Consider the following 18,839-nt stretch of genomic DNA (forward strand, 5'->3'; position numbering starts at 1 on the left):
TCCCTCCGCCCAAAAGCCGTCTTTCAAGCGTTCCAACCCGTATCGCGGCACGGGTTTCCGGTGGTAAATTCGGTGAAAAGTTCCCGGTTGAAGCGAGGTGCCACCGATATATCCTTCTGGAAATGGCTATTCCCGAGACTTTCTCTCGTCACTTAGCCAATTCCTCCAGGAGGCGCATGTATCCCTCGGAAACTGACGGAACACATATCCCGGTTGACGCCATCCCTCCCGAAATTCTGGCGGATGCGCTGGCTCCGCTGACTCCCTTCGTCACCGACTTGTTCATACCGCATTACCAATCCTGCGAGGTTGGACGCTGGCGGCTTCAGGTGGTTCCTCTCCTGCTAAGTCCCGGCTACTGGAATCCGGCCCGGCTGACCAGGAATACCGCGATTCTCAGCCGGCGCGAGGTCGGTCAGGACTATCGAACCTGGATGTCGATGACGCCGATGGAAATCGAAAGCCAGGAGATCGGTGTGCGCGCCGCCACCGGCCACACGGTGGTGATGGGGATGGGCATGGGCTGGGCGGCGGTGAACGCGGCGCTGAAGCCGGAGGTGACGAGGGTCACCGTTGTCGAACTGGACCCCGACGTCATCGAGATGAACCGGCTCATCGGTCTGTTCGACCAGCTTTCGGCCGACATCGTGGCGAAGATCGACGTGGTCAATGCCGACGCGATGGAATATCGCTCCGGCACCCCGGCCGACATGCTGATGACCGACATCTGGCTGCCAATCAACGGCGACGAGCGGATGGAGCAATCCCGGGTGATGGCGCGCAACACCGACGCGCGCCAGGTCTATGTTTGGGGGCAGGAACTCGCCATCGCCCGCCGCGCCCGCGTGCTGGGGCTGGAATTGACGGACGTGACGGTGGCGCGCATCGTTGCGGAGTTCGATCTTTCCCTTGTAGGTCCGGAACGTCCCGACTATCCGGGCCTGATCGCCCGCGCCGCCGAAAAGTGGTTGAGAGACGTGTGACGGCGCCTGTCGGCGGAGCAGGGGAGCACTCGCCCTTGTGGCAACTGCACCCCATATCCGGCCAAACGATACCGATGCCAGCCACATCAACGGACACCCCGATCATGCGCACGCTCCCGCCGCTCGCCGCCCTTCTGCTGGGCGTCTCCGCCCTCGCCGCCTGTACCAACGAGCGGGTGGTGGCGAGCGAGCCGACGCCGGCCTATACGCGCAGCGAGGTGGCTTATGCGGCGAGCGACCGCGATCTTCGGGTGGTCCTGCACGGCAACCCCTTCGGCCTGACGCCCGACCGCTTTGCCGAGAAGGTTCTGCCCCACATGCAGGACCGGGTGTTCGGCGTGAGGACCAACCTCACCACCACGCCCAACGACACGGCGCGGCGCGAGTACAAGGTGGTGCTGGCCTTCAACGTATCGGAAAACATGCTGAACTCGGCCCTCTGCACCGAAGGGCCGATCCCGACCGCACCGCCGGGCGGACCGATTATCGTCCAGGGGGCGTTCTGCCGGTCGGGTGGCGCGCTGACCTCCGCCACCGGCTGGCTCGACCGGCCGCAGGGCCCGGACGATCCGGATTTCCGCAGCCTGATCAGCGACATGACCTTCTCTCTGTTCCCGAGCCAGCGCTCGGATCTGCTCTGCGGCAGGCCGGACTGCTGAAAAAGTTGCAGTCCCGCAGCAGCCAGTCGCGCATCAGGGCGGTGACCGCTTGCGGCTGCTCCATCGCCGACAGGTGGCCGCAGTCTTCGATCACCACCAGCCGCGCGCCGGGAATGGCCGCCGCCATCTCCTCGTGCAGGGCCGGCGGCGTCAGGATGTCCTGGCGGCCGCAGACGACCAGCGTCGGGCAGCGGATGGCGGCCAAGCCCGGCCGGCTGTCCGCCCGGTTGATGATCGCCTCCTGTTCCCGCGCATAGCCGTCGACGCCCACCCGTTCCATCTGCGCCAGGACGGAGCGGACGAAGCCCTCGTCGGCAAGCCGTTCGGGATGGATCAGGCGGGGCAGGGCGGCGCGGATGACCTGCCCGTAGCGGCCCTGGCGGGCCAGCGCCACCGCCTCCCGCCGCGTGGCCGTCGCCTCCGCCGTGTCGGGGCGGGCGTTGGTGTCGAGCAGGGCGAGCCGCTCCACCCGCTCCGGCGCCCGGCGCAGGATCTCCAGCGCCACATAGCCGCCCATCGACAGGCCGGCGACGGCGAAGCGGTCCGGCGCCTGGGCCAGCACCTTGCCGGCCATCGCCGCGATGCCGTCGCAGTCGGCCAGCTCGACCACCTGCGGATCCGCCAGCTCGCCGAGATGCCGGACTTGATGCTCCCACAATGCGGCGTCCAGCGGCATGCCGGGCAACAGCATCAGCGCGGGGCGACGGCCGGAGTTCGCAGAAGTGGAGGTCGGGGACATGGGATTTCTCCTGCGCTCACTTCACCAGCGCGCTGACGAGCTTGAAGACGGGGGTGCCGGCGCGCTCCATCCACTCGAACAGCACCATTTCGGTGGTGACGATGGTCACGCCGGCGGTGCGCATCCGTTCCAGCGCCATGGCGCGGTTGTCGGGCGTGCGCGACGATACGGCGTCGGCCACCAGATAGACCGCATGGCCCTGCTGGCGCAGTCCGAGCGCCGTCTGCATCACGCACACATGGGCTTCCGTCCCGCACAGCACGATCTGCGGGCGCTTCAATTCCGCCAGCGCGGCGTTGAAGGCCGGCTCGCCGGTGGAGCCGAAGGTGATCTTCTCGATCACCGGGGTTCCGGGCGGCAGGTCGGCGCGCACCGCTTCCACCGTCGGCCCCAGGCCGCGGGAATATTGCTCGGTCACCAGCACCGGCACCGACAGGGCGGCAGCGCCCTTCAGCAGCATTCCGGTATTGCGGACGACGCGGACGGCGTCGTGGATGGCCGGCAACAGCCGTTCCTGCACATCCACCACCACCAGCACCGAGTCCTGGGCACGAAGAATCATCAAATGCTCTCGACCGTTCCATTTGAAGCGGGCCACCCCGGTTCAGGGTGCCGGCAAGCGCCGCGACTCGCGGCATTGCCGGACGACAACCTAGCGCAGGGGAGCGATTTCGCCAACGCGGCGTATTTTCGCGTCAATTTTCGGCCTCCGAACATCGGATCTATTGACATGTAGCTTTGACTTCCTATTCTTCGGCCTCATCCAGGCATCGGGCGTCGAACGCTCGATTTGCGCACTCCAGAACAGAAACAGGTTGGATGCTTTTTTCGGAACTTGGGCTTGGCCCTGACGTCCTGCGCGCCATCGAGGACAAGGGTTACACCCAACCGACGCCCATTCAGGAACAGGCAATTCCCTGTGTCCTGCAACGCCGCGACGTGCTGGGCTGCGCGCAGACGGGCACTGGCAAGACGGCGAGCTTCACCTTGCCCATGATCGACATCTTGGCGTCGGGCCGTGCCCGCGCGCGGATGCCGCGGTCGCTGATCCTGGAGCCGACGCGCGAGTTGGCCGCCCAGGTGTCGGAAAGCTTCGAGACCTACGGCAAGTACCACAAGCTCAGCATGGCGCTGCTGATCGGCGGCGAGACCTTCACCGAACAGGTGAAGAAGCTCGACCGCGGCGTGGATGTTCTGATCGCGACTCCGGGTCGTCTCATCGACCTGTTCGAGCGCGGCAACATCATGCTGAACGACATCAAGGTCTTCGTCATCGACGAGGCCGACCGCATGCTCGACATGGGGTTCATCCCGGACATCGAGCGCATCGTCAGCAAGCTGCCGAAGAACCGCCAGACCCTGTTCTTCTCGGCGACCATGCCGCCGGAAATCCGCCGTCTGGCCGATGCCTTCCTGACCCAGCCGCTTGAGATCTCCCGTTGCTCCGCCCGCTTCTCCGGCGGAAACGGTGACCCAGGCACTGACCCTCGTGCATGAGATGGACAAGCGCAAGGCGCTGCGCCATCTGCTGCAGACCGAGGACGTCAAGAACGCCTTCATCTTCTGCAACCGCAAGCGCGACATCGCCGTGCTGCAGAAGTCGCTGGAGCGCCACGGCTTCAATGTCGGCGCGCTGCATGGCGACATGGTGCAGTCCAAGCGGACCGAGACGCTGGAACGCTTCAAGCAGGGCGAGATCACGCTGCTGGTCTGTTCCGACGTCGCCGCCCGCGGCATCGACGTCCAGGGTCTGAGCCATGTCTTCAATTTCGACGTGCCGCTGACCCCCGACGACTATGTCCACCGGATCGGCCGCACCGGCCGCGCCGGCAAGCAGGGCCGCGCCTTCATGCTGGCGACGCCCGACGACACGAAACTGGTCGGCGCGATCACGCGCCTCATCAAGCGGGAGATCCCCATGATCGCCATCGACGGCCTGGAAACGGCCGAGTTCGGCGAGGAAGACAGCAGCTCCCGTGGCCGTGGCCGTGGCCGTGGCGGTCGTGGAGCCAAGACCGACTCCCGTTCGGAAGCCCGTCCGCCCCGTGGTGGCCGTGAAGAGCGCGCCCCGCGCGAGGAAGCTGCGCCCCGCGAAGAGCGCGCCGCCCGCGAGGAGCGTCCCGTCCGTGAGGAGCGCCCGATGCGTGAAGAGCGTCCGGTCCGTGAGGAGCGTCAGCCCCGCGAATCGCTGGCTGCCGCCGAATCCCGCCGCAGCAACGACCCGCGCCGGGATCGCGACCGTGACCGTGATCGCCGCCGTCGCCGTGACGACGACGAAGACGACGTGCCGGTGATCGGTTTCGGCGACCATATGCCGGCCTTCATGTTGCGTTCGGCCCGTCCGCGTCCGTCCAGCGAGACCTCGACCGATCCGTCGCAGGAGGGCTGAGCCCGTGCAGACCATCTTCGTCATGGTCAAATGCGATCTCGGACGCGCCTATGAGGTCGCCGATCAGGCTGTGCAGCTGATCGAACAGGTGTCGGAGGTGCATTCCATCTCCGGCCAGTACGATCTGCTGATGAAATGCTACCTGAAGCAGGACGACGATATCGGCCGCTTCGTGACAGAGCATGTGCAGACACTGCCCGGCGTGCGGGACACCTTCACGCTGATTGCGTACAAGGCGTTCGCATAGACGCTTTCGCACAGCCTGTTCCTGTGTGCGGATATGACAAGGCCGGGCAGTTGCCCGGCCTTTTTCGTTGTCGTGAAGCCCGGTCATTTGTCCGGACCACATCCAGGCCCGACGGCGGGATCGTTCGCGAAGCTGCCGTCAACGACCCGGCTGTCCGTCCCATAATCGGGATTGGTCCCTGCCGCCAGCGCCGCCAGCCGGTGGGCGGTCGCCACATGCGCTTCGCGTTCGACCGCACGGTAATGGTCGATCACCTGTTCGCCGAAGGCGGTCAGCACCGTGCCGCCGCCATGCTTGCCGCCGACCGCGGCGCTCACCACCGGTTCGCTGAAGATGCGGTTCAGGTCGTCCACCAGCAGCCACGCCCGCCGGTAGGACATGCCCAGCGCCCGTCCGGCGGCGGAGATGGAGCCGGTGTCGCGAATCTGCTCCAGCAGCGCGATCTTGCCCGGCCCGATCGAGCCGCCGCTCTCGAAATCGATGCGGATTCTCATGCGGGTCATGGCTGTCGGCTTCCCCCTCAACGCTCGGCCGAGTCCAGACCGTCGCCGCTCCAGGCGCCGGTGCGGAAGAAGGCGTCGATCCGCTCGCACCAGGGATCGATGTCCAGCCCGGCGGCCTCCAGCCAGTCGCGGTTGAAGTAGGTCCCCATATAGCGGTCGCCCGGGTCGCAGATCAGCGTGGCGACGCTGCCCTGCCGGCCCTCGCGCATCATTCCGGCGATCAGCTCGATGGCGCCCACCAGATTGGTGCCGGTGGAACCGCCGCAGGCGCGGCCCAGCCGGTCGCGCAGCACCCAGACGGCGGCGATGCTGGCGGCGTCGGGCACGCGGATCATCCGGTCGATCACCGTCGGCTGGAAGGACGGCTCCACCGTCGGGCGCCCGATGCCCTCGATGCCGGAGCCACGGCCGACGCCGGCCTTCGGATCGTTGTCGCGGAAGCCGGCGAAGAAGGCGGAATGCTCGGGATCGGCGACGCAAACCCGCGTCGGCAGCCGGCGATAGCGCACATAGCGCCCGAAGGTGGCCGAGGTGCCGCCGGTGCCGGCGCCGCAGACGATCCAGTCCGGCACCGGATGCGGCTCCTGTGCCAGCTGTTCGAAGATCGACTGGGCGATGTTGTTGTTGCCGCGCCAGTCGGTGGCGCGCTCTGCATAGGTGAACTGGTCCATGAAGTGGCCGTCGCAGTCGCGGGCCAGCCGCTGCGCCTCGGCGCAGACCTCCGACGCGCGCTCCACCATATGGCAGCGGCCGCCATAGAACTCGATCTGCGCGATCTTGGCCGGCGAGGTGTTGCGCGGCACCACGGCGACGAAAGGCAACTCCAGCAGCTGGGCGAAGTAGGCTTCCGACACCGCGGTGGAGCCGGACGAGGCCTCGATCACCGTCGTGCCGGCGCGCACCCAGCCATTGCAGATCGCGTAGAGGAACAGCGACCGCGCCAGCCGGTGCTTCAGGCTGCCAGTGGGATGGGTCGACTCGTCCTTCAGATACAGCGTGATCCCCTGCGCCGCCGGGATCGGCATCCGGAGCAGGTGGGTGTCGGCGGAGCGGTTCACGTCCGCCTCGATCCGGCGCAGAGCCTCGTCGAGCCAGCCCCGGCGGGCGACGGTGGGAGCGGCTGCGGCGGGGGAGGGGATGGTCATGGCGTCATATCCGGCGATTGGCTGCCCCATCCATAGCGCGGAATTTTACCGAATGCATCCGGTAGAATAACCCTCCCCGCCAGGGTGGAAAGTCAGCCCTGCCGGATGCGGGCAACGAAGGCCGACACCTCGCCCAGCATGCGGTCGGCACGCTCGCCCACCGCGCGGGCCGCGGCGGCCACTTCGGCGGAGGCCTGGCCGGTGGCGGTCGCGTGGCTGCACACCAGGTTCAGGCTGTCGGACACCGAGCTGACGCCCTGCGCCGCCTCGTTGACGTTCTGGCTGATGTCGCGGGTCGCCGCTCCCTGCTCCTCGATGGCGGCGGAGATGCTGGAGGCGACGTTGTTCACCGTCTCGATGGCGCCGCCGACGCCGCGCATCGCCTCGACAACGGACGACGTGGCGTCGGTCATCGCGGCGATCTGCGCCTGCACGTCGTCGGTCGCCTTGGCGGTCTGGTTGGCGAGATTCTTCACCTCGCTGGCAACCACCGCGAAGCCCTTGCCGGCCTCTCCGGCGCGGGCCGCCTCGATGGTCGCATTCAGCGCCAGCAGGTTGGTCTGCTCGGCGATGGAGCGGATCAGGTCCACCACCTCCACCGTGCGGCGGGCGACACCGTCCAGCTGTTCGATCAGGGCATAGGTGCGGCGTACGTCCTCGACGGCGCGGGCGGAGCCGGTCGTCGAACTCGGCGATCTGCTGCGCGATCTCGCGGATGGAGGCGGCCAGCTCCTCGGTGGCGCCCGCCACCGCCTGGACGTTGCCGGAGGTGGTCCCGGCGGCGCGGGCGGCGCCGTCCATCAGCCGGGTGGTCTGCTCCGCCCCGCTGCTCATCGCGCCCGAGGTGTGGGTCAGCTGCCCGGCCGACTCGGCGACGGAATGGACCAGCGCACCGACCGTGCTCTCGAACTCGTCGGCCAGCCGCCGCATGGTGGCGCGGCGGCCTTCCTCGGCTTCCCGTTCCAGCGCGGCATGGCGGCGGCGCAAATCCTCGGCTTCGATGGCGCTGAGCCGCAGGGTCTCGACCGAGCGGGCCAGGGCCCCAACCTCGTCGGCCCGGTCGGCGCCGGCAACCTCGGCGGCCAGATCGCCCTTAGCGATGCGGTCGGTGGCGTGGGCGATGCCGTCCAGCCCCTTGCCGATGCGCGACACCAGACGGAAACCGAACAGCCCGAGCAGCAGGGCCGCCGCCAGCGTCACCAGCAGCGTCTTGATCAGCGTGGCACGGAAGGCGGCGTCGACATCGTCGATGTAGACGCCGGTGCCGATCATCCAGCCCCACGGCTCGTAGATCGCGGCGTAGGCCAGCTTCGGCATCGGCTCGGTCCCGCCGGCCTTGGGGAAATTGTAGATCAGGGTGCCGTCGCCGCTGCGGGCCGCATCGATCAGGCCGCGGATCACCAGCACGCCGTTGCTGTCCTTGAAGTCGGCGAGCTTGCGGGTGCCTTCCAGGTCGGCGCGGACGCCGTGGAACACGTTGGTGCCGTCGAATTCGTACCCGAACATGTATTCGTTGCCGAAGAAGCGCAGGGCCCGCAGCGCACCCTTGGCAAGGGTCTGTGCCTCCTCCCGGCTGAACTCGCCCTTGGCGGCACGGGCGTCATAGGACTTCATGATCGACAGCGAGGTCTGAACCACCGCCTGGATGGAGTTGCGGTAGCCCTCCACCATGGTTTCGCGCTTCGAGGTCGCCGACCAGATGCCGCCCACCAGAATGGCGACGAGGAACAGCCCCTGGAGGATCAGGAGCTTTGCCTTGATGCTGTGAAGTTTGCCGATCATCGCCCTGTTCCACCCCATGAGCGCGATGCCGCATCCGCCGCCCGATGGCGCGTGACGGTGCGGTCCGCTAATCAAAAGAACTCTAATACAACGGGTCGGTCATACTGGAGTACTGTCCGTCGACGCAATGCCCGACGTCGAGCCAGGGGTAGTCCGGATGGTCGCGAAACGGGTTGTGATCATTGGAGCATCAGGGTTACACCGGATAAAGAAGTCTGTCAGGATGCGACGCCATGACGCTGATCGCTTATCCCCTCTCGGGCGCGATGCCCGACATCCGCCCGGCCCGCCCGACCCGCGACTGGATCGACGCCCTGCCGGAACAGTATGGCTACCGCTGCCTGCCGCTGAACATCGCCAGCATGCATGGATGGGAGGTTTGCTGCCCTGTGCGGGCCACCGCCGTGTGGAACGGCGGAACGGGGCTGGATGCCATCACCGTCACGGCCGACGAGCAGCATCCCCTGCTGCCGGCCAGCCATTTCGGCAGCGGCGTCCTGACCTTCCATGTCGCGGCGCTGTTCCGCACGCCGCCGGGCATCAACCTGATGGTCACCGGCCCGCTGAACCATCCGAAACACGGGATCCTGGGTCTGTCGGGAATCATCGAGACCGACTGGTCGCCCTATCCCTTCACCATGAACTGGAAGTTCACCGCTGCCGGCGTTCCGGTGACCTGGGAAAAGGGCGAGCCCTTCGCCCATCTCATGCCGATCCAGCGCGGTCTGGTGGAAAGCCTGACGCCGGAGGTTCGCGACCTGGACAGCGATCCGGAGACCGCGGCTCAGTACCGTGCCTGGGCGACCTCGCGCAGCCAGTTCAACAGCGACCTGCAGACGCCGGGCAGCACCGCCGCGCAGGAACGCTGGCAGAAGGGCTATTACCGCGGCAGGAAGCCGGACGGAAGCGACGGCCCGCCCGACCATGAAATCAAGGTGCGGGCGAAGCCGTTTCCAAACAAATAGATATCAAACAAACAGTTACAGCGTGTCCTGAATGCTGCGCACGAACTCCGGCAGGCCGACCTGACGGCGGCGGCGCAGCCGTTCGGCATGCAGGATGGACTCAACCGCGGCGATGCTCTCGGTCACGTCGCTGTTGACGATGACATAGTCGTATTCCGGCCAGTGGCTGATCTCGTTGGACGCCTTCGCCATCCGGTTGGCGATGACCTCCTCGGAATCCTGGCCGCGGCCGCGCAGGCGGCGTTCCAGTTCGCTGACCGACGGCGGCAGGACGAAGACGCTGACCAGATCGTCGCGGGCGTTCTGCGCCAGCTGCTGCGCGCCCTGCCAGTCGATGGCGAACAGCACGTCGCGGCCGGCGCCCAGCGCGTCCTCCACTGCCACGCGGGGCGTGCCATAGCAGTTGCCGAAGACGCGGGCATGTTCCAGCAGGTCGCCGGTCTCCGCCATGCGGTCGAAGCGCGGCTGATCGATGAAGTAGTAATCCAGCCCTTCGACCTCGCCCGGACGCATCGCGCGGGTGGTCACCGACACCGACATGGTGATGCCGGCATCGCGGTCCAGCAGCCCGCGGGCGATGGTGGTCTTGCCGGCCCCCGACGGTGAGGACAGCACCAGCATCAGGCCGCGGCGGTGGATCGGGGATGTGTTGGACGCAGCCATGGCGGTCACTCGCAGTTGCCAGTCATTCGGGAACGATGGTCATTCGATGTTCTGCACCTGCTCGCGAAGCTGCTCGATGGAGGCTTTCAGCGACAGGCCGATGCGGGTCAGTTCGACGTCCGCCGATTTGGAGCAGAGCGTGTTGGCCTCGCGGTTGAACTCCTGGCACAGGAAGTCGAACCGGCGGCCGATGGCGCCGCCTTCCGCCATCATGTCGCGCGCGGCCTGGATATGGGCGCGCAGGCGGTCCAGCTCCTCGCGCACGTCGGCCTTGCCGATCAGGATCGCCGCCTCCTGGGCCAGCCGCTCCTCTGACAGGGCGGGGAAGGAGCCGAGGATCGCCGCGACCTGGGTGCGCAGCTTCTCGCGCAGCGCGTCCGGCTGGGTCGAGGCGCAGGCCGACGCCGCGTCGACCAGCCGGGCGATCTCGTCGAGATGGCCCTTCAGCACATCGGCGATGCGGGCACCCTCGGCGAGGCGGTTGACCGACAACTGGTCGATCAGCCTGGACAGGTCGCCCTTCAACGCCAACTCGACGCGCTCGCGCGCCTCGGTTTCATCCTCTTCGACCGGCTCGATGATGCCGCGGACAGCCAGCAGCGAATCCAGCCGCGGCGCGGCGGCCCCGGCCCCCTCGATCTCCCGCGCGATCTCCAGAACCTGGGCCAGAAGCTCGCGGTTGATGCGCAGCTGCGACACCGCCTGGGCGCGGTTGACGGTCAGCGTCAGGTTGACGTTGCCGCGGGCCAGCCGCTTCGGCACATCGGCCCGGGCCGCCGCCTCGACGCTGTCGAAGCCGGACGGCAGGCGGCACCGCAGATCCAGGCTGCGGCCATTGACGCTCTTGGCCTCGAAGGTCCAGGAATAGCCGTCGCCGTGCCCGTCGACGCGTGCGAAACCGGTCATGCTGGCAATGACGGGGCGATGGGCTGGCAACGGCGGCCTCACTTGAAAAGCGGTGTCGAATGATGTCGTGCTTATAAACGCGACATCACCCCACAACAAGCGTCGGCGCCATAGGGCAGCCGACGGTCAGGGCGGAAATCCCATGAAGCAGCCGCGGTCCATCGTCATCACCGGAGCCTCCAGTGGCATCGGCGAAGCCCTGGCTGTCCTCTACGCCGCCCCCGGAGTCCGACTTGCCCTGAGCGGCCGCGACTCCGCAAGGCTGGAGGGCGTGGCGCAACGCTGCCGCGCCGCCGGTGCCCTGGTCGAGACGACGGTGATCGATGTGTCCGACCGCAAGGCGATGGCGGACTGGTTGGCTCGGGTCGATGCGACCTCGCCGGTCGACCTGCTGATCGCCAATGCCGGCATGTCGGCTGGCACCGGCGATGGCGGGGAGACGGAGGAGCAGGCGCGGCGCATCCTGGCGGTGAACATCGACGGCGTTCTGAACAGCATCCACCCGCTGCTTCCGGCGATGCGGGAGCGGCGGAGCGGACAGATCGCCATCATGGCCTCGCTGGCCGGCTTCCGCGGCCTTCCCGGCGCGCCCGCCTATTGCGCCAGCAAGGCGATGGTCCGGGTCTATGGCGAGGCGCTGCGCGGTGATCTGGCCGGGGAGGGGATCGGTGTCTCGGTCATCTGTCCGGGCTTCGTCAAAAGCCGGATGACGGCGGTGAACCGCTTCCCGATGCCGTTTCTGATGGAGACCGATGCCGCGGCCAGGGTCATCCGCCGCGGGCTGGAGCGCAACCGGGCGCGAATCGCCTTCCCCTGGCCGATGATGGCCGCGGTCTGGCTGCTTGCCCTTCTTCCCCCAGCCTGGACCGATGGTCCGCTGCGGCAGGCTCCGCGCAAGACCTGAACGCGCGCTCAGTCCACCTTGGCGTGGGCGATGGCTTCGCGGACGCTGACGCCCTTGCGCATGATGTTGTCGACCGCACGGCCCTGGACCAGGTTGATCCCCATCTTGTGGGCATAGACCAGGCTGGTGACGCTGTCGCAGCGGGCCAGGATGAATTTGCAGCGGTCCTGTTCGGCGATGCGGTCGCGGAAATACTTCTCGAACGACGGGTCCATCTCCAGCATGTCGTTCGACCAGAAGATCTTGGCGTAGTCGGCGTTCAGATATTCCAGGTCGAAATTCGTCACCCAGAACGGGTTTAGCCCGTCGACCGCGATCTGGTAGCGGCGGTCCTGGGCGAACTCCACCACCTCGTTGAACAGCGACAGGTTTTCGATCAGGTCGCCCTTCGACACCTCAAGCACCACCTGCCCGCGGAAGTCGATCGGCAGCCGCTCGTCGAACTTCACGAATCCGGTCGAAATGACGGTGGACAGGTTGATGTTGATGCCGATCCGCCGCCCCCGCATGAAGCTGAGCCCATGGTTCAGGGCCCGCAGCACTGACTGGTCGAGATTGGCGGTGAAGTAGTTGAACAGCCACTTGTTGGCGGTGATGTCGTAATCCGGGCAGAGCCGTTCCTGAAGAAGCTTGATCGAGATGTAGAGCTCAAAATACTCCATCTCGGCTTCGCCGCTGCCGATGTTGGCAATGCCCTGGTTGAACAGGAAGGGCGACAGGTCGAACATCTGCATCGAGCGTTCGAGCTTGCCGAGTTCTTCCAGCGTGATCGGCGGCTTGGTCTCGGTGACGTGGCTGCCGGTTTCGTTCGCCTGCAATTCTTCGATGAAACGGATGACGTTGATGAAATTCAACGCCAGTTCCATGATCGAATAGAGCGAATATTCCTTGTAGGGGTTGGGGCCGGTCAGCGTCGTCTTCGACAGGAAGACCTGTTCGACCGTCTGGCAGACGTCGGTCACGCCGGTGAGCTTCAGCCCCTTGTAGAGGATGATGACGTCGCCGTTGGAAATGTTGAAGGACTGCAGATAGGACGCCTTGCTCGCCAGCTCCTGGATGATGGAGCGCACCATCATCTGGCTGCTGGGGTCGCGGTCCTTCAAAAGCGACAGGTGCATGTGGATCAGACGCATGCCCTGCAGCTCGTTCTTCGCCGACCGCAGCAGATTCAGCAGTTTGTCGTTGTCGAAGTCCGGCTTCTGATCCTTGGCGGCTGCGACGGCGGCCTGCTTCTCCGTGGTGGAAAGCCGGACACGGTCCCGTCCAATGGGTGGTCTGCCGCCAAACTTGCTCATACCTTGCTCACTCCCACAACAAGCGTCACGCCTGCCAACCACCCGTATCTACGGCCGCTCGTTGTTCGGCGGCCTTTTGCTTTCCATCCGGGCCTGTCTGCCCGGGTGGCGTTGTCGGCAGGCCGCCAGGCCGGGCATGCCCCGGTCGGCATACCCCGGTCCGCTCGATGCTGCGAAGCCGAACCGATCTTAACGGTAACTTTCTTTAAAAAGCCCTTAAGGCTGAAGTCCGGGCGCAGGAGGTACCCGGACCGCAGCAAAAGGCGTCACAGTCATCGAAGCGACGCCATCCGAAAAGGTCAAGTTTCCGGTTCCGGCGGAACCGCCGACGGGCGTGGTTCGCCAGCAGGAACGATGCGGACGCGACGATCTATGACCGCAAGTCCGATCTTTCCATGCTTCAAGGCAAGTGCATCATTGCCGAAGAGTTCGCGCCGCCATCCCTGCATCGCCGCAATGTCTGCGCCATCGTCGGCCGCCAGGGCCTCCAGATCGGCGGACGACGCCACCAGCTTCGCCGCGACATTGTTCTCGTCGCACTTCATCTTCAGCAGGACGCGCAGAAGCTCGACGATCGGTTGCAGGCCGGGCGGCGGCTCCTCGCGCGGTTCGACGCGGGGCAGGGCGCTGTCCGGCAGATCCAGCCCGCCCTTGACCGCGGCCAGCACGTCGGCGCCCTGCCGCCCCTCGGCGAAGCCCCGTCCCAGCCCGCGCGTGCGGGCGAGGTCATCGACGGTGGTCGGCGCATGGGCGGCGATTTCCAGCAGGGCCTCGTCGCGCAGGATGCGGGACCGCGGCTGGTCGCGGCGCTGGGCCTCGCGTTCGCGCCAGGCCGCCAGCTCCTTCAGGATCGCCATGAAGCGCGGCTTGTTGGTGCGCACCTTCAGCCGCAGGTAGGAGCTCTCCGGATCGACTTGGTAGGTGGCCGGATCGGTGAGGATCGCCATCTCCTCCTCCAGCCAGTGCGACCGGCCGGAGCGGGCGAGGCGGCGCTTCAGCTTCTCGTAGGCCGGGCGCAGATGGATGACGTCGGACAGGGCGTAGGTCAGCTGCCGCTCGGTCAGCGGGCGGTGCGACCAGTCGGTGAAGCGGCTGGACTTGTCGATGCGTGCGCCGGCCAGCTTGGTCACCAGCGTTTCGTAGCCCACGCTCTCGCCGAAGCCGCAGACCATCGCCGCGACCTGGGTATCGAACAGCGGATGCGGGATCTGGCCGGACAGATGCCAGAAGATCTCCACATCCTGCCGGGCGGCGTGGAACACCTTCAGGACCGTCGGGTCGCTCATCAGCGCGAACAGCGGCGCCAGGTCGATGCCCTCGGCCAGCGGGTCGATGGCGACCGCGCCGTCGGGCCCGCCGACCTGGACGAGACACAGTTGCGGCCAATAGGTCTTTTCCCGCAGGAACTCGGTATCGACCGTGATGTATTCGGTCCCTGCCAGCGACTGACAGAAGGCCTGGAGGGCGTCGGTTGTCGTGATGAGCGTCATGGTTGCTTCATACACGACCGAACGGGTGCTTGAAAGTCCGGCGAAGCGCGAAGGCGATGCGTTTTCCGGGACGGCCGGCCGGGCGGGCAGGGGGCGGATGGCTCCGGCCGGATTTTCCCGGTCCGCTTACCCCGCAGCCGCCAGAGTGTTAAACTGGCGGTCGACGACCCGAGCTCTGGCGGATGGAACAGGTGAACAGGGGCGCGCAGAGTGTTTCACAGCGTTCCAAATGTCGCGTTCCGGCCCTGTCCGCTGCACGCTCCGTCCTATCGCGGCTTGACTTTCGCCCGCGTCCGGTGTGGTGTGTCGGACCGCTTTTTCCGCCGGAATCCGCCCTTTTCAAGGTGTTTCGACCCATGCACCCCTACCGCACGCACACCTGCGGCCAGCTTCGTGAAGAGAATGCCGGTGAAACCGTCCGCCTGTCGGGCTGGATGAACCGGAAGCGCGACCATGGACAGCTGCTGTTCATCGACCTGCGCGACCATTACGGCCTGACGCAGTGCGTGGTCGATACTTCCAACCCGGCCTTCGAGGTCGCGAACCGGCTGAAGCTGGAATCGGTCATCACCGTCACCGGCAAGGTGGTGAAGCGCACGGCCGAGACCATCAACGACAAGCTGCCCACCGGCCGTATCGAGATGCAGATCGCCGAGCTGACCGTGGAAGGCGAGGCGGAGCAGATCCCGCTGCAGGTCAACCAGGACACCGATGCCGGCGAGGACGTCCGCCTGCGCTACCGCTTCCTCGACCTGCGCCGCGAGCGCATCCACGAGAACATCATGCTGCGCTCGCGCGTGATCGCCTCGGCGCGCCGCCGCATGATCGACCAGGGCTTCACCGAATTCCAGACGCCGATCCTCACCGCCTCCTCTCCGGAAGGCGCGCGTGACTATCTGGTGCCCAGCCGCAACCATCCCGGCAAGTTCTACGCCCTGCCGCAGGCGCCGCAGCAGTTCAAGCAGCTGCTGATGGTCGCCGGCTTCGACCGCTACTTCCAGATCGCCCCCTGCTTCCGCGACGAGGACGCCCGCGCCGACCGCAGCCCGGGCGAGTTCTACCAGCTCGATTTCGAGATGTCCTTCGTCACCCAGGAAGACGTCTTCGCCGCCATCGAGCCGGTTCTGCACGGCATCTTCGACGAGTTCGGCAGCTTCCGCCGCGAACTCGAAGCCGGTCATCGACGGCCTGCCGTTCCGCCGCATCTCCTACGCCGAGTCGATGCTGAAGTACGGCAACGACAAGCCGGACCTGCGCAACCCGCTGGTCATCACCGACGTGACCGAGGTGTTCAAGCGCGACGACGTGGAATTCCGCGCCTTCAAGCAGACGCTGGAGAAAGGCGGCGTCGTCCGCGCCATCCGCGCGCCGAAGGTCTCCGACCGTCCGCGCAGCTTCTTCGACAAGCTGAACGACTGGGCCCGCGGGCTCGGTGCTCCCGGCCTCGGCTACATCGTCATGGAGGCCGGCGGCGGCAAGGGTCCGATCGCCAAGTTCGTGCCGGAAGCCGCCCAGGCCGCCCTGCGCGAGCTGGCCGGCCTCGAGGACGGCGACGCGATCTTCTTCGTCTGCGACCAGCCCGGCCCGGCGGCCAAGCTGGCCGGCTTCGCCCGCACTCGCATCGGCGAGGAGCTGGACCTGATCGAGAAGAACGCCTTCCGCTTCTGCTGGATCGTCGACTTCCCGATGTACGAGCTGGACGAGGAGACCAACAAGGTCATCTTCAGCCACAACCCGTTCTCCATGCCCCAGGGCGGCCTGAAGGCGTTGCAGGAGAAGAACCCGCTGGAGATCAACGCCTACCAGTACGACATCGTCTGCAACGGCGTGGAACTGTCCTCGGGCGCGATCCGCAACCATCTGCCCGAAGTGATGTACAAGGCCTTCGACATCGCCGGCTACCCGCCGGAGGAACTGGAAGCCCGATTCGGCGGCATGCTGAGCGCCTTCAAGCTGGGCGCCCCGCCGCACGGCGGTTCGGCCCCGGGCATCGACCGCATCGTCATGCTGCTGGCCGACGAGCCGAACATCCGCGAGGTCATCGCCTTCCCGCTGAACCAGCGGGCCGAAGATCTGCTGATGCAGGCCCCGGCTCCGGTCGACACTGCGCGTCTGCGCGAGCTTCACCTCAAGCTCGACCTGCCGAAGCCGAAGGTGGCCGCTCCGACGGCGCCTCAGGCGTAAAGGACGAGTATTCCCGAGAATTGGAGAGGCCGCGCCATTGAGGCGCGGCCTTTTTCAGTTACGGAAACATCCTCGACTTTCCGGCGATTTTCCTGGCTTTGATGCTATCGATGGCATCGATAAAGCTCTGCCGCGTTGCTTCCTGACCGAATTCGGCCTCGATGGGCTTCAGAGTGAACATGACGGCCGCCATCGATTGGTAGAAGGACATGTAGGTCAGGTTCAGCCCGGCGCCGGCCACGGCCCCGGCGATCGGTACCGATTGCGCCACGATCTTCGGCGACAGCGTTATCGCGAAGCGGCTGGCGATCTTCGTGATCATTTCAGCCAGCTTCGGCGCGGCAATGTTCGCTCCAACTCGCGAGGCAACGAAGAGGGCGTCCGCCTCGTCGTCATCGTCCAGGGGACCGCCAAGCGCGAAGACCTGGAGACAGGCGAGCTGTACCGCCGGGTCCTTCAAATCCGCACCCATGGAGCGGGCCACGTCGGCGATGGACCGAAGGATCGCTGTGGTGGTCACGGGCAATTCCGCCAGAATCCCCGGCGCCCCGAAAAAGCCACCCGCCGCACCGGTCGCGGCACCCAGCAACTTGTAGAGGCCTTTCGACGCCTCCTTGCCCGTCTCGCCATCCATGTTCAGGATCGCGACCTTGAACGCCTGGTCGAGCGCCGATCGAAGCGTATCGTGCAGGGAACTGCGAATGCCCTCGGGCAGCAGGTTCAACGTGCCGTCGACGGTGCTGCCCAGCTTGGCAACCGCGGACATCAGGATGCCCTGCGCCGCCATATATTGCTCTGCGGCGCCCTCCACCGCGGACAAGGCTTTCGAGTCCAAAGTCATCTGGTTCATCCACTGAAATAGACCGCGATACGCTGCGCCGCCGGTCTGACGGGAGCGGCCGAGGCTGAGCATCTGGCGCCCCTATAACGATGAGAATGCGGAGAGAGGATCACAACGACAAAAAGACTCTCCGTACCTGCGTGGCTGTTGCCAAAGTGATGCAAGAGAGCTATGTAAGCGCCGTCGTCAAAACCTCACGCGGGCTGGCGGACCCTCGGTTTTACCCCGATGGCCCGATCCGGTGTCTTCAGCCATGGTTTCCATGCGCTGTCGACAATGCCCGCGGCGGAGCAACCGGAAAAAGGGATTTTTTCCACATGACCATGCCCACCTTCACCATGCGCCAGCTGCTGGAAGCCGGTGTCCACTTCGGCCACCACACCCGCCGCTGGAACCCGAAGATGAACCAGTACATCTTCGGCGTGCGCAATGGCGTGCACATCATCGATCTCGAGCAGACCGTCCCGATGCTGCACCGCGCCCTGCAGGCCGTGCGTGACGTCGTCGCCGGCGGCGGCCGCGTCCTGTTCGTCGGCACCAAGCGCCAGGCCCAGGAGCGCATCGCCGAGGCCGCCGCCAAGTGCGGCCAGTACTACGTCAACCACCGCTGGCTCGGCGGCATGCTGACCAACTGGAAGACGATCTCCCAGTCGATCAAGCGCCTGCGCGAGATGGAAGAGCGTCTGGGCGGCGACACCTCGGGCCTGACCAAGCGCGAGATCCTGGAGCTGACCCGCGAGCGCGACAAGCTGGAGCGTGCGCTGGGCGGCATCAAGGAGATGGGCGGCCTGCCGGACGTCATCTTCATCATCGACACCAACAAGGAGTCGATTGCGGTCAAGGAAGCCAACAAGCTGGGCATCCCGGTCATCGCGGTCCTCGACAGCAACTCCGATCCGGACGGCGTGGCCTTCCCGATCCCGGGCAACGACGACGCGCTGCGCGCCATCGAGATGTACTGCGACCTGACGGTCGGCGCCGTGCTTGACGGCCTGCAGGCCGAGATGAGCGCCGCCGGCATCGACGTCGGCGCCGCCGAGGACGCCCCGGCCGAGCAGCTGCCGGAAGAAGAGACCGCCGAGACTGCCGCCCAGGCCTGACCCTGACGGTTGAAGGGCAGCCGGGCCTTATGACCTATGGCCCG

16 protein-coding genes and 3 pseudogenes are annotated in these 18,839 nt (G+C 66.2%); 8 read left to right on the forward strand and 11 right to left on the reverse strand.

Translation table 11 applies throughout. The features are described 5' to 3' along the window. Window positions 1–122: 122 nt before the first annotated feature. Both ACWPN3_RS15735 and ACWPN3_RS15740 read left to right on the forward strand, forming a co-directional pair. On the forward strand, window positions 123–983 hold the full coding sequence (locus ACWPN3_RS15735) for a hypothetical protein (RefSeq protein ID WP_247873037.1): 861 nt from the start codon (window positions 123–125) through the stop codon (window positions 981–983). Between the two features lie 104 nt (window positions 984–1,087). Continuing rightward, a complete protein-coding gene (locus tag ACWPN3_RS15740; RefSeq protein WP_109447395.1) occupies window positions 1,088–1,642 on the forward strand; it encodes a hypothetical protein in 555 nt (184 codons plus the stop codon). Here the strand turns inward: ACWPN3_RS15740 and ACWPN3_RS15745 are convergent. Further along, entirely contained in the window at window positions 1,572–2,381 is an 810-nt protein-coding gene (locus tag ACWPN3_RS15745; RefSeq protein WP_492261566.1) for an alpha/beta fold hydrolase, read from the reverse strand. The two genes, ACWPN3_RS15740 and ACWPN3_RS15745, sit on opposite strands and share 71 nt — an antisense overlap. Before the next feature lie 16 nt (window positions 2,382–2,397). Continuing rightward, complete coding sequence (locus ACWPN3_RS15750; RefSeq protein ID WP_109447391.1) at window positions 2,398–2,943, reverse strand: hydrolase; 546 nt, start codon at window positions 2,941–2,943, stop codon at window positions 2,398–2,400. 257 nt (window positions 2,944–3,200) lie between these two features. Between ACWPN3_RS15750 and ACWPN3_RS15755 the strand changes: the two are divergent. Further along, window positions 3,201–4,770, forward strand: a pseudogene (locus ACWPN3_RS15755) (DEAD/DEAH box helicase). A 4-nt stretch (window positions 4,771–4,774) separates the two neighbouring features. Continuing rightward, the gene (locus ACWPN3_RS15760; RefSeq protein ID WP_085089209.1) at window positions 4,775–5,017 is read left to right on the forward strand and encodes an Lrp/AsnC ligand binding domain-containing protein; all 243 of its coding nucleotides are present in this window, start codon (window positions 4,775–4,777) and stop codon (window positions 5,015–5,017) included. A gap of 83 nt (window positions 5,018–5,100) precedes the next feature. Here ACWPN3_RS15760 and ACWPN3_RS15765 read toward each other — a convergent pair whose 3' ends face one another. The 4 genes and pseudogenes from ACWPN3_RS15765 to ACWPN3_RS15780 all read right to left on the reverse strand — a co-directional run. Continuing rightward, the gene (locus ACWPN3_RS15765) at window positions 5,101–5,520 is read right to left on the reverse strand and encodes a winged helix-turn-helix domain-containing protein (protein WP_492240442.1); all 420 of its coding nucleotides are present in this window, start codon (window positions 5,518–5,520) and stop codon (window positions 5,101–5,103) included. A 17-nt stretch (window positions 5,521–5,537) separates the two neighbouring features. After that, complete coding sequence (locus tag ACWPN3_RS15770; protein ID WP_109447387.1) at window positions 5,538–6,665, reverse strand: PLP-dependent cysteine synthase family protein; 1,128 nt, start codon at window positions 6,663–6,665, stop codon at window positions 5,538–5,540. 92 nt (window positions 6,666–6,757) lie between these two features. Beyond that, window positions 6,758–7,264: a methyl-accepting chemotaxis protein gene (locus ACWPN3_RS15775; RefSeq protein WP_492261883.1), complete on the reverse strand. Its 507-nt coding sequence runs from the start codon at window positions 7,262–7,264 to the stop codon at window positions 6,758–6,760. A 424-nt stretch (window positions 7,265–7,688) separates the two neighbouring features. Continuing rightward, a pseudogene (locus tag ACWPN3_RS15780) lies at window positions 7,689–8,465 on the reverse strand (cache domain-containing protein); the annotation flags it as partial. A 215-nt stretch (window positions 8,466–8,680) separates the two neighbouring features. On the opposite strand from ACWPN3_RS15780, the gene ACWPN3_RS15785 reads away from it, so the two are divergent. Further along, window positions 8,681–9,412: a DUF6065 family protein gene (locus ACWPN3_RS15785; protein WP_109447385.1), complete on the forward strand. Its 732-nt coding sequence runs from the start codon at window positions 8,681–8,683 to the stop codon at window positions 9,410–9,412. 15 nt (window positions 9,413–9,427) lie between these two features. Here ACWPN3_RS15785 and gmk read toward each other — a convergent pair whose 3' ends face one another. Continuing rightward, window positions 9,428–10,075 carry a guanylate kinase gene (gene gmk / locus ACWPN3_RS15790; RefSeq protein WP_109447384.1) on the reverse strand — a complete coding sequence of 216 codons (648 nt, stop codon included), beginning with the start codon at window positions 10,073–10,075 and terminating at the stop codon, window positions 9,428–9,430. A 39-nt stretch (window positions 10,076–10,114) separates the two neighbouring features. Beyond that, entirely contained in the window at window positions 10,115–10,981 is an 867-nt protein-coding gene (locus tag ACWPN3_RS15795) for a YicC/YloC family endoribonuclease (protein ID WP_492261567.1), read from the reverse strand. Window positions 10,982–11,123: 142 nt separating this feature from the next. On the opposite strand from ACWPN3_RS15795, the gene ACWPN3_RS15800 reads away from it, so the two are divergent. Further along, window positions 11,124–11,885, forward strand: coding sequence for an SDR family NAD(P)-dependent oxidoreductase (locus ACWPN3_RS15800; protein WP_492240445.1), 762 nt, complete (start codon window positions 11,124–11,126; stop codon window positions 11,883–11,885). Between the two features lie 8 nt (window positions 11,886–11,893). Here ACWPN3_RS15800 and ACWPN3_RS15805 read toward each other — a convergent pair whose 3' ends face one another. Then, window positions 11,894–13,180: an EAL domain-containing protein gene (locus ACWPN3_RS15805; RefSeq protein WP_109447378.1), complete on the reverse strand. Its 1,287-nt coding sequence runs from the start codon at window positions 13,178–13,180 to the stop codon at window positions 11,894–11,896. Between the two features lie 299 nt (window positions 13,181–13,479). Next, entirely contained in the window at window positions 13,480–14,670 is a 1,191-nt protein-coding gene (gene rnd / locus ACWPN3_RS15810) for a ribonuclease D (protein WP_492240446.1), read from the reverse strand. 356 nt (window positions 14,671–15,026) lie between these two features. Here rnd and aspS point away from each other — a divergent pair. Beyond that, window positions 15,027–16,854: pseudogene (gene aspS / locus ACWPN3_RS15815) on the forward strand (aspartate--tRNA ligase). Between the two features lie 58 nt (window positions 16,855–16,912). Here the strand turns inward: aspS and ACWPN3_RS15820 are convergent. After that, window positions 16,913–17,767, reverse strand: a complete 855-nt coding sequence (locus tag ACWPN3_RS15820; protein WP_109447372.1) for an EcsC family protein — start codon at window positions 17,765–17,767, stop codon at window positions 16,913–16,915. A 245-nt stretch (window positions 17,768–18,012) separates the two neighbouring features. On the opposite strand from ACWPN3_RS15820, the gene rpsB reads away from it, so the two are divergent. Beyond that, window positions 18,013–18,795 (forward strand): 30S ribosomal protein S2, encoded by a 783-nt coding sequence (rpsB, locus tag ACWPN3_RS15825; protein WP_098739982.1) that lies wholly within the window; start codon window positions 18,013–18,015, stop codon window positions 18,793–18,795. Window positions 18,796–18,839: the final 44 nt, after the last annotated feature.

This window comes from Azospirillum sp. UENF 111221, from assembly GCF_058780625.1.

What these genes read in the sequence shown, in the direction of transcription:
- ACWPN3_RS15735 (WP_247873037.1), top strand. Translation starts at nt 123, where the DNA reads ATGGCTATTCCCGAGACTTTCTCTCGTCACTTAGCCAATTCCTCCAGG.
- ACWPN3_RS15745 (WP_492261566.1), bottom strand. Translation starts at nt 2,381, where the DNA reads ATGTCCCCGACCTCCACTTCTGCGAACTCCGGCCGTCGCCCCGCGCTG.
- gmk (WP_109447384.1), bottom strand. Translation starts at nt 10,075, where the DNA reads ATGGCTGCGTCCAACACATCCCCGATCCACCGCCGCGGCCTGATGCTG.
- ACWPN3_RS15765 (WP_492240442.1), bottom strand. Translation starts at nt 5,520, where the DNA reads ATGACCCGCATGAGAATCCGCATCGATTTCGAGAGCGGCGGCTCGATC.
- ACWPN3_RS15800 (WP_492240445.1), top strand. Translation starts at nt 11,124, where the DNA reads ATGAAGCAGCCGCGGTCCATCGTCATCACCGGAGCCTCCAGTGGCATC.
- ACWPN3_RS15770 (WP_109447387.1), bottom strand. Translation starts at nt 6,665, where the DNA reads ATGACCATCCCCTCCCCCGCCGCAGCCGCTCCCACCGTCGCCCGCCGG.
- rpsB (WP_098739982.1), top strand. Translation starts at nt 18,013, where the DNA reads ATGACCATGCCCACCTTCACCATGCGCCAGCTGCTGGAAGCCGGTGTC.
- ACWPN3_RS15805 (WP_109447378.1), bottom strand. Translation starts at nt 13,180, where the DNA reads ATGAGCAAGTTTGGCGGCAGACCACCCATTGGACGGGACCGTGTCCGG.
- ACWPN3_RS15795 (WP_492261567.1), bottom strand. Translation starts at nt 10,981, where the DNA reads ATGACCGGTTTCGCACGCGTCGACGGGCACGGCGACGGCTATTCCTGG.
- ACWPN3_RS15740 (WP_109447395.1), top strand. Translation starts at nt 1,088, where the DNA reads ATGCGCACGCTCCCGCCGCTCGCCGCCCTTCTGCTGGGCGTCTCCGCC.
- ACWPN3_RS15785 (WP_109447385.1), top strand. Translation starts at nt 8,681, where the DNA reads ATGACGCTGATCGCTTATCCCCTCTCGGGCGCGATGCCCGACATCCGC.
- ACWPN3_RS15750 (WP_109447391.1), bottom strand. Translation starts at nt 2,943, where the DNA reads ATGATTCTTCGTGCCCAGGACTCGGTGCTGGTGGTGGTGGATGTGCAG.
- ACWPN3_RS15820 (WP_109447372.1), bottom strand. Translation starts at nt 17,767, where the DNA reads ATGCTCAGCCTCGGCCGCTCCCGTCAGACCGGCGGCGCAGCGTATCGC.
- rnd (WP_492240446.1), bottom strand. Translation starts at nt 14,670, where the DNA reads ATGACGCTCATCACGACAACCGACGCCCTCCAGGCCTTCTGTCAGTCG.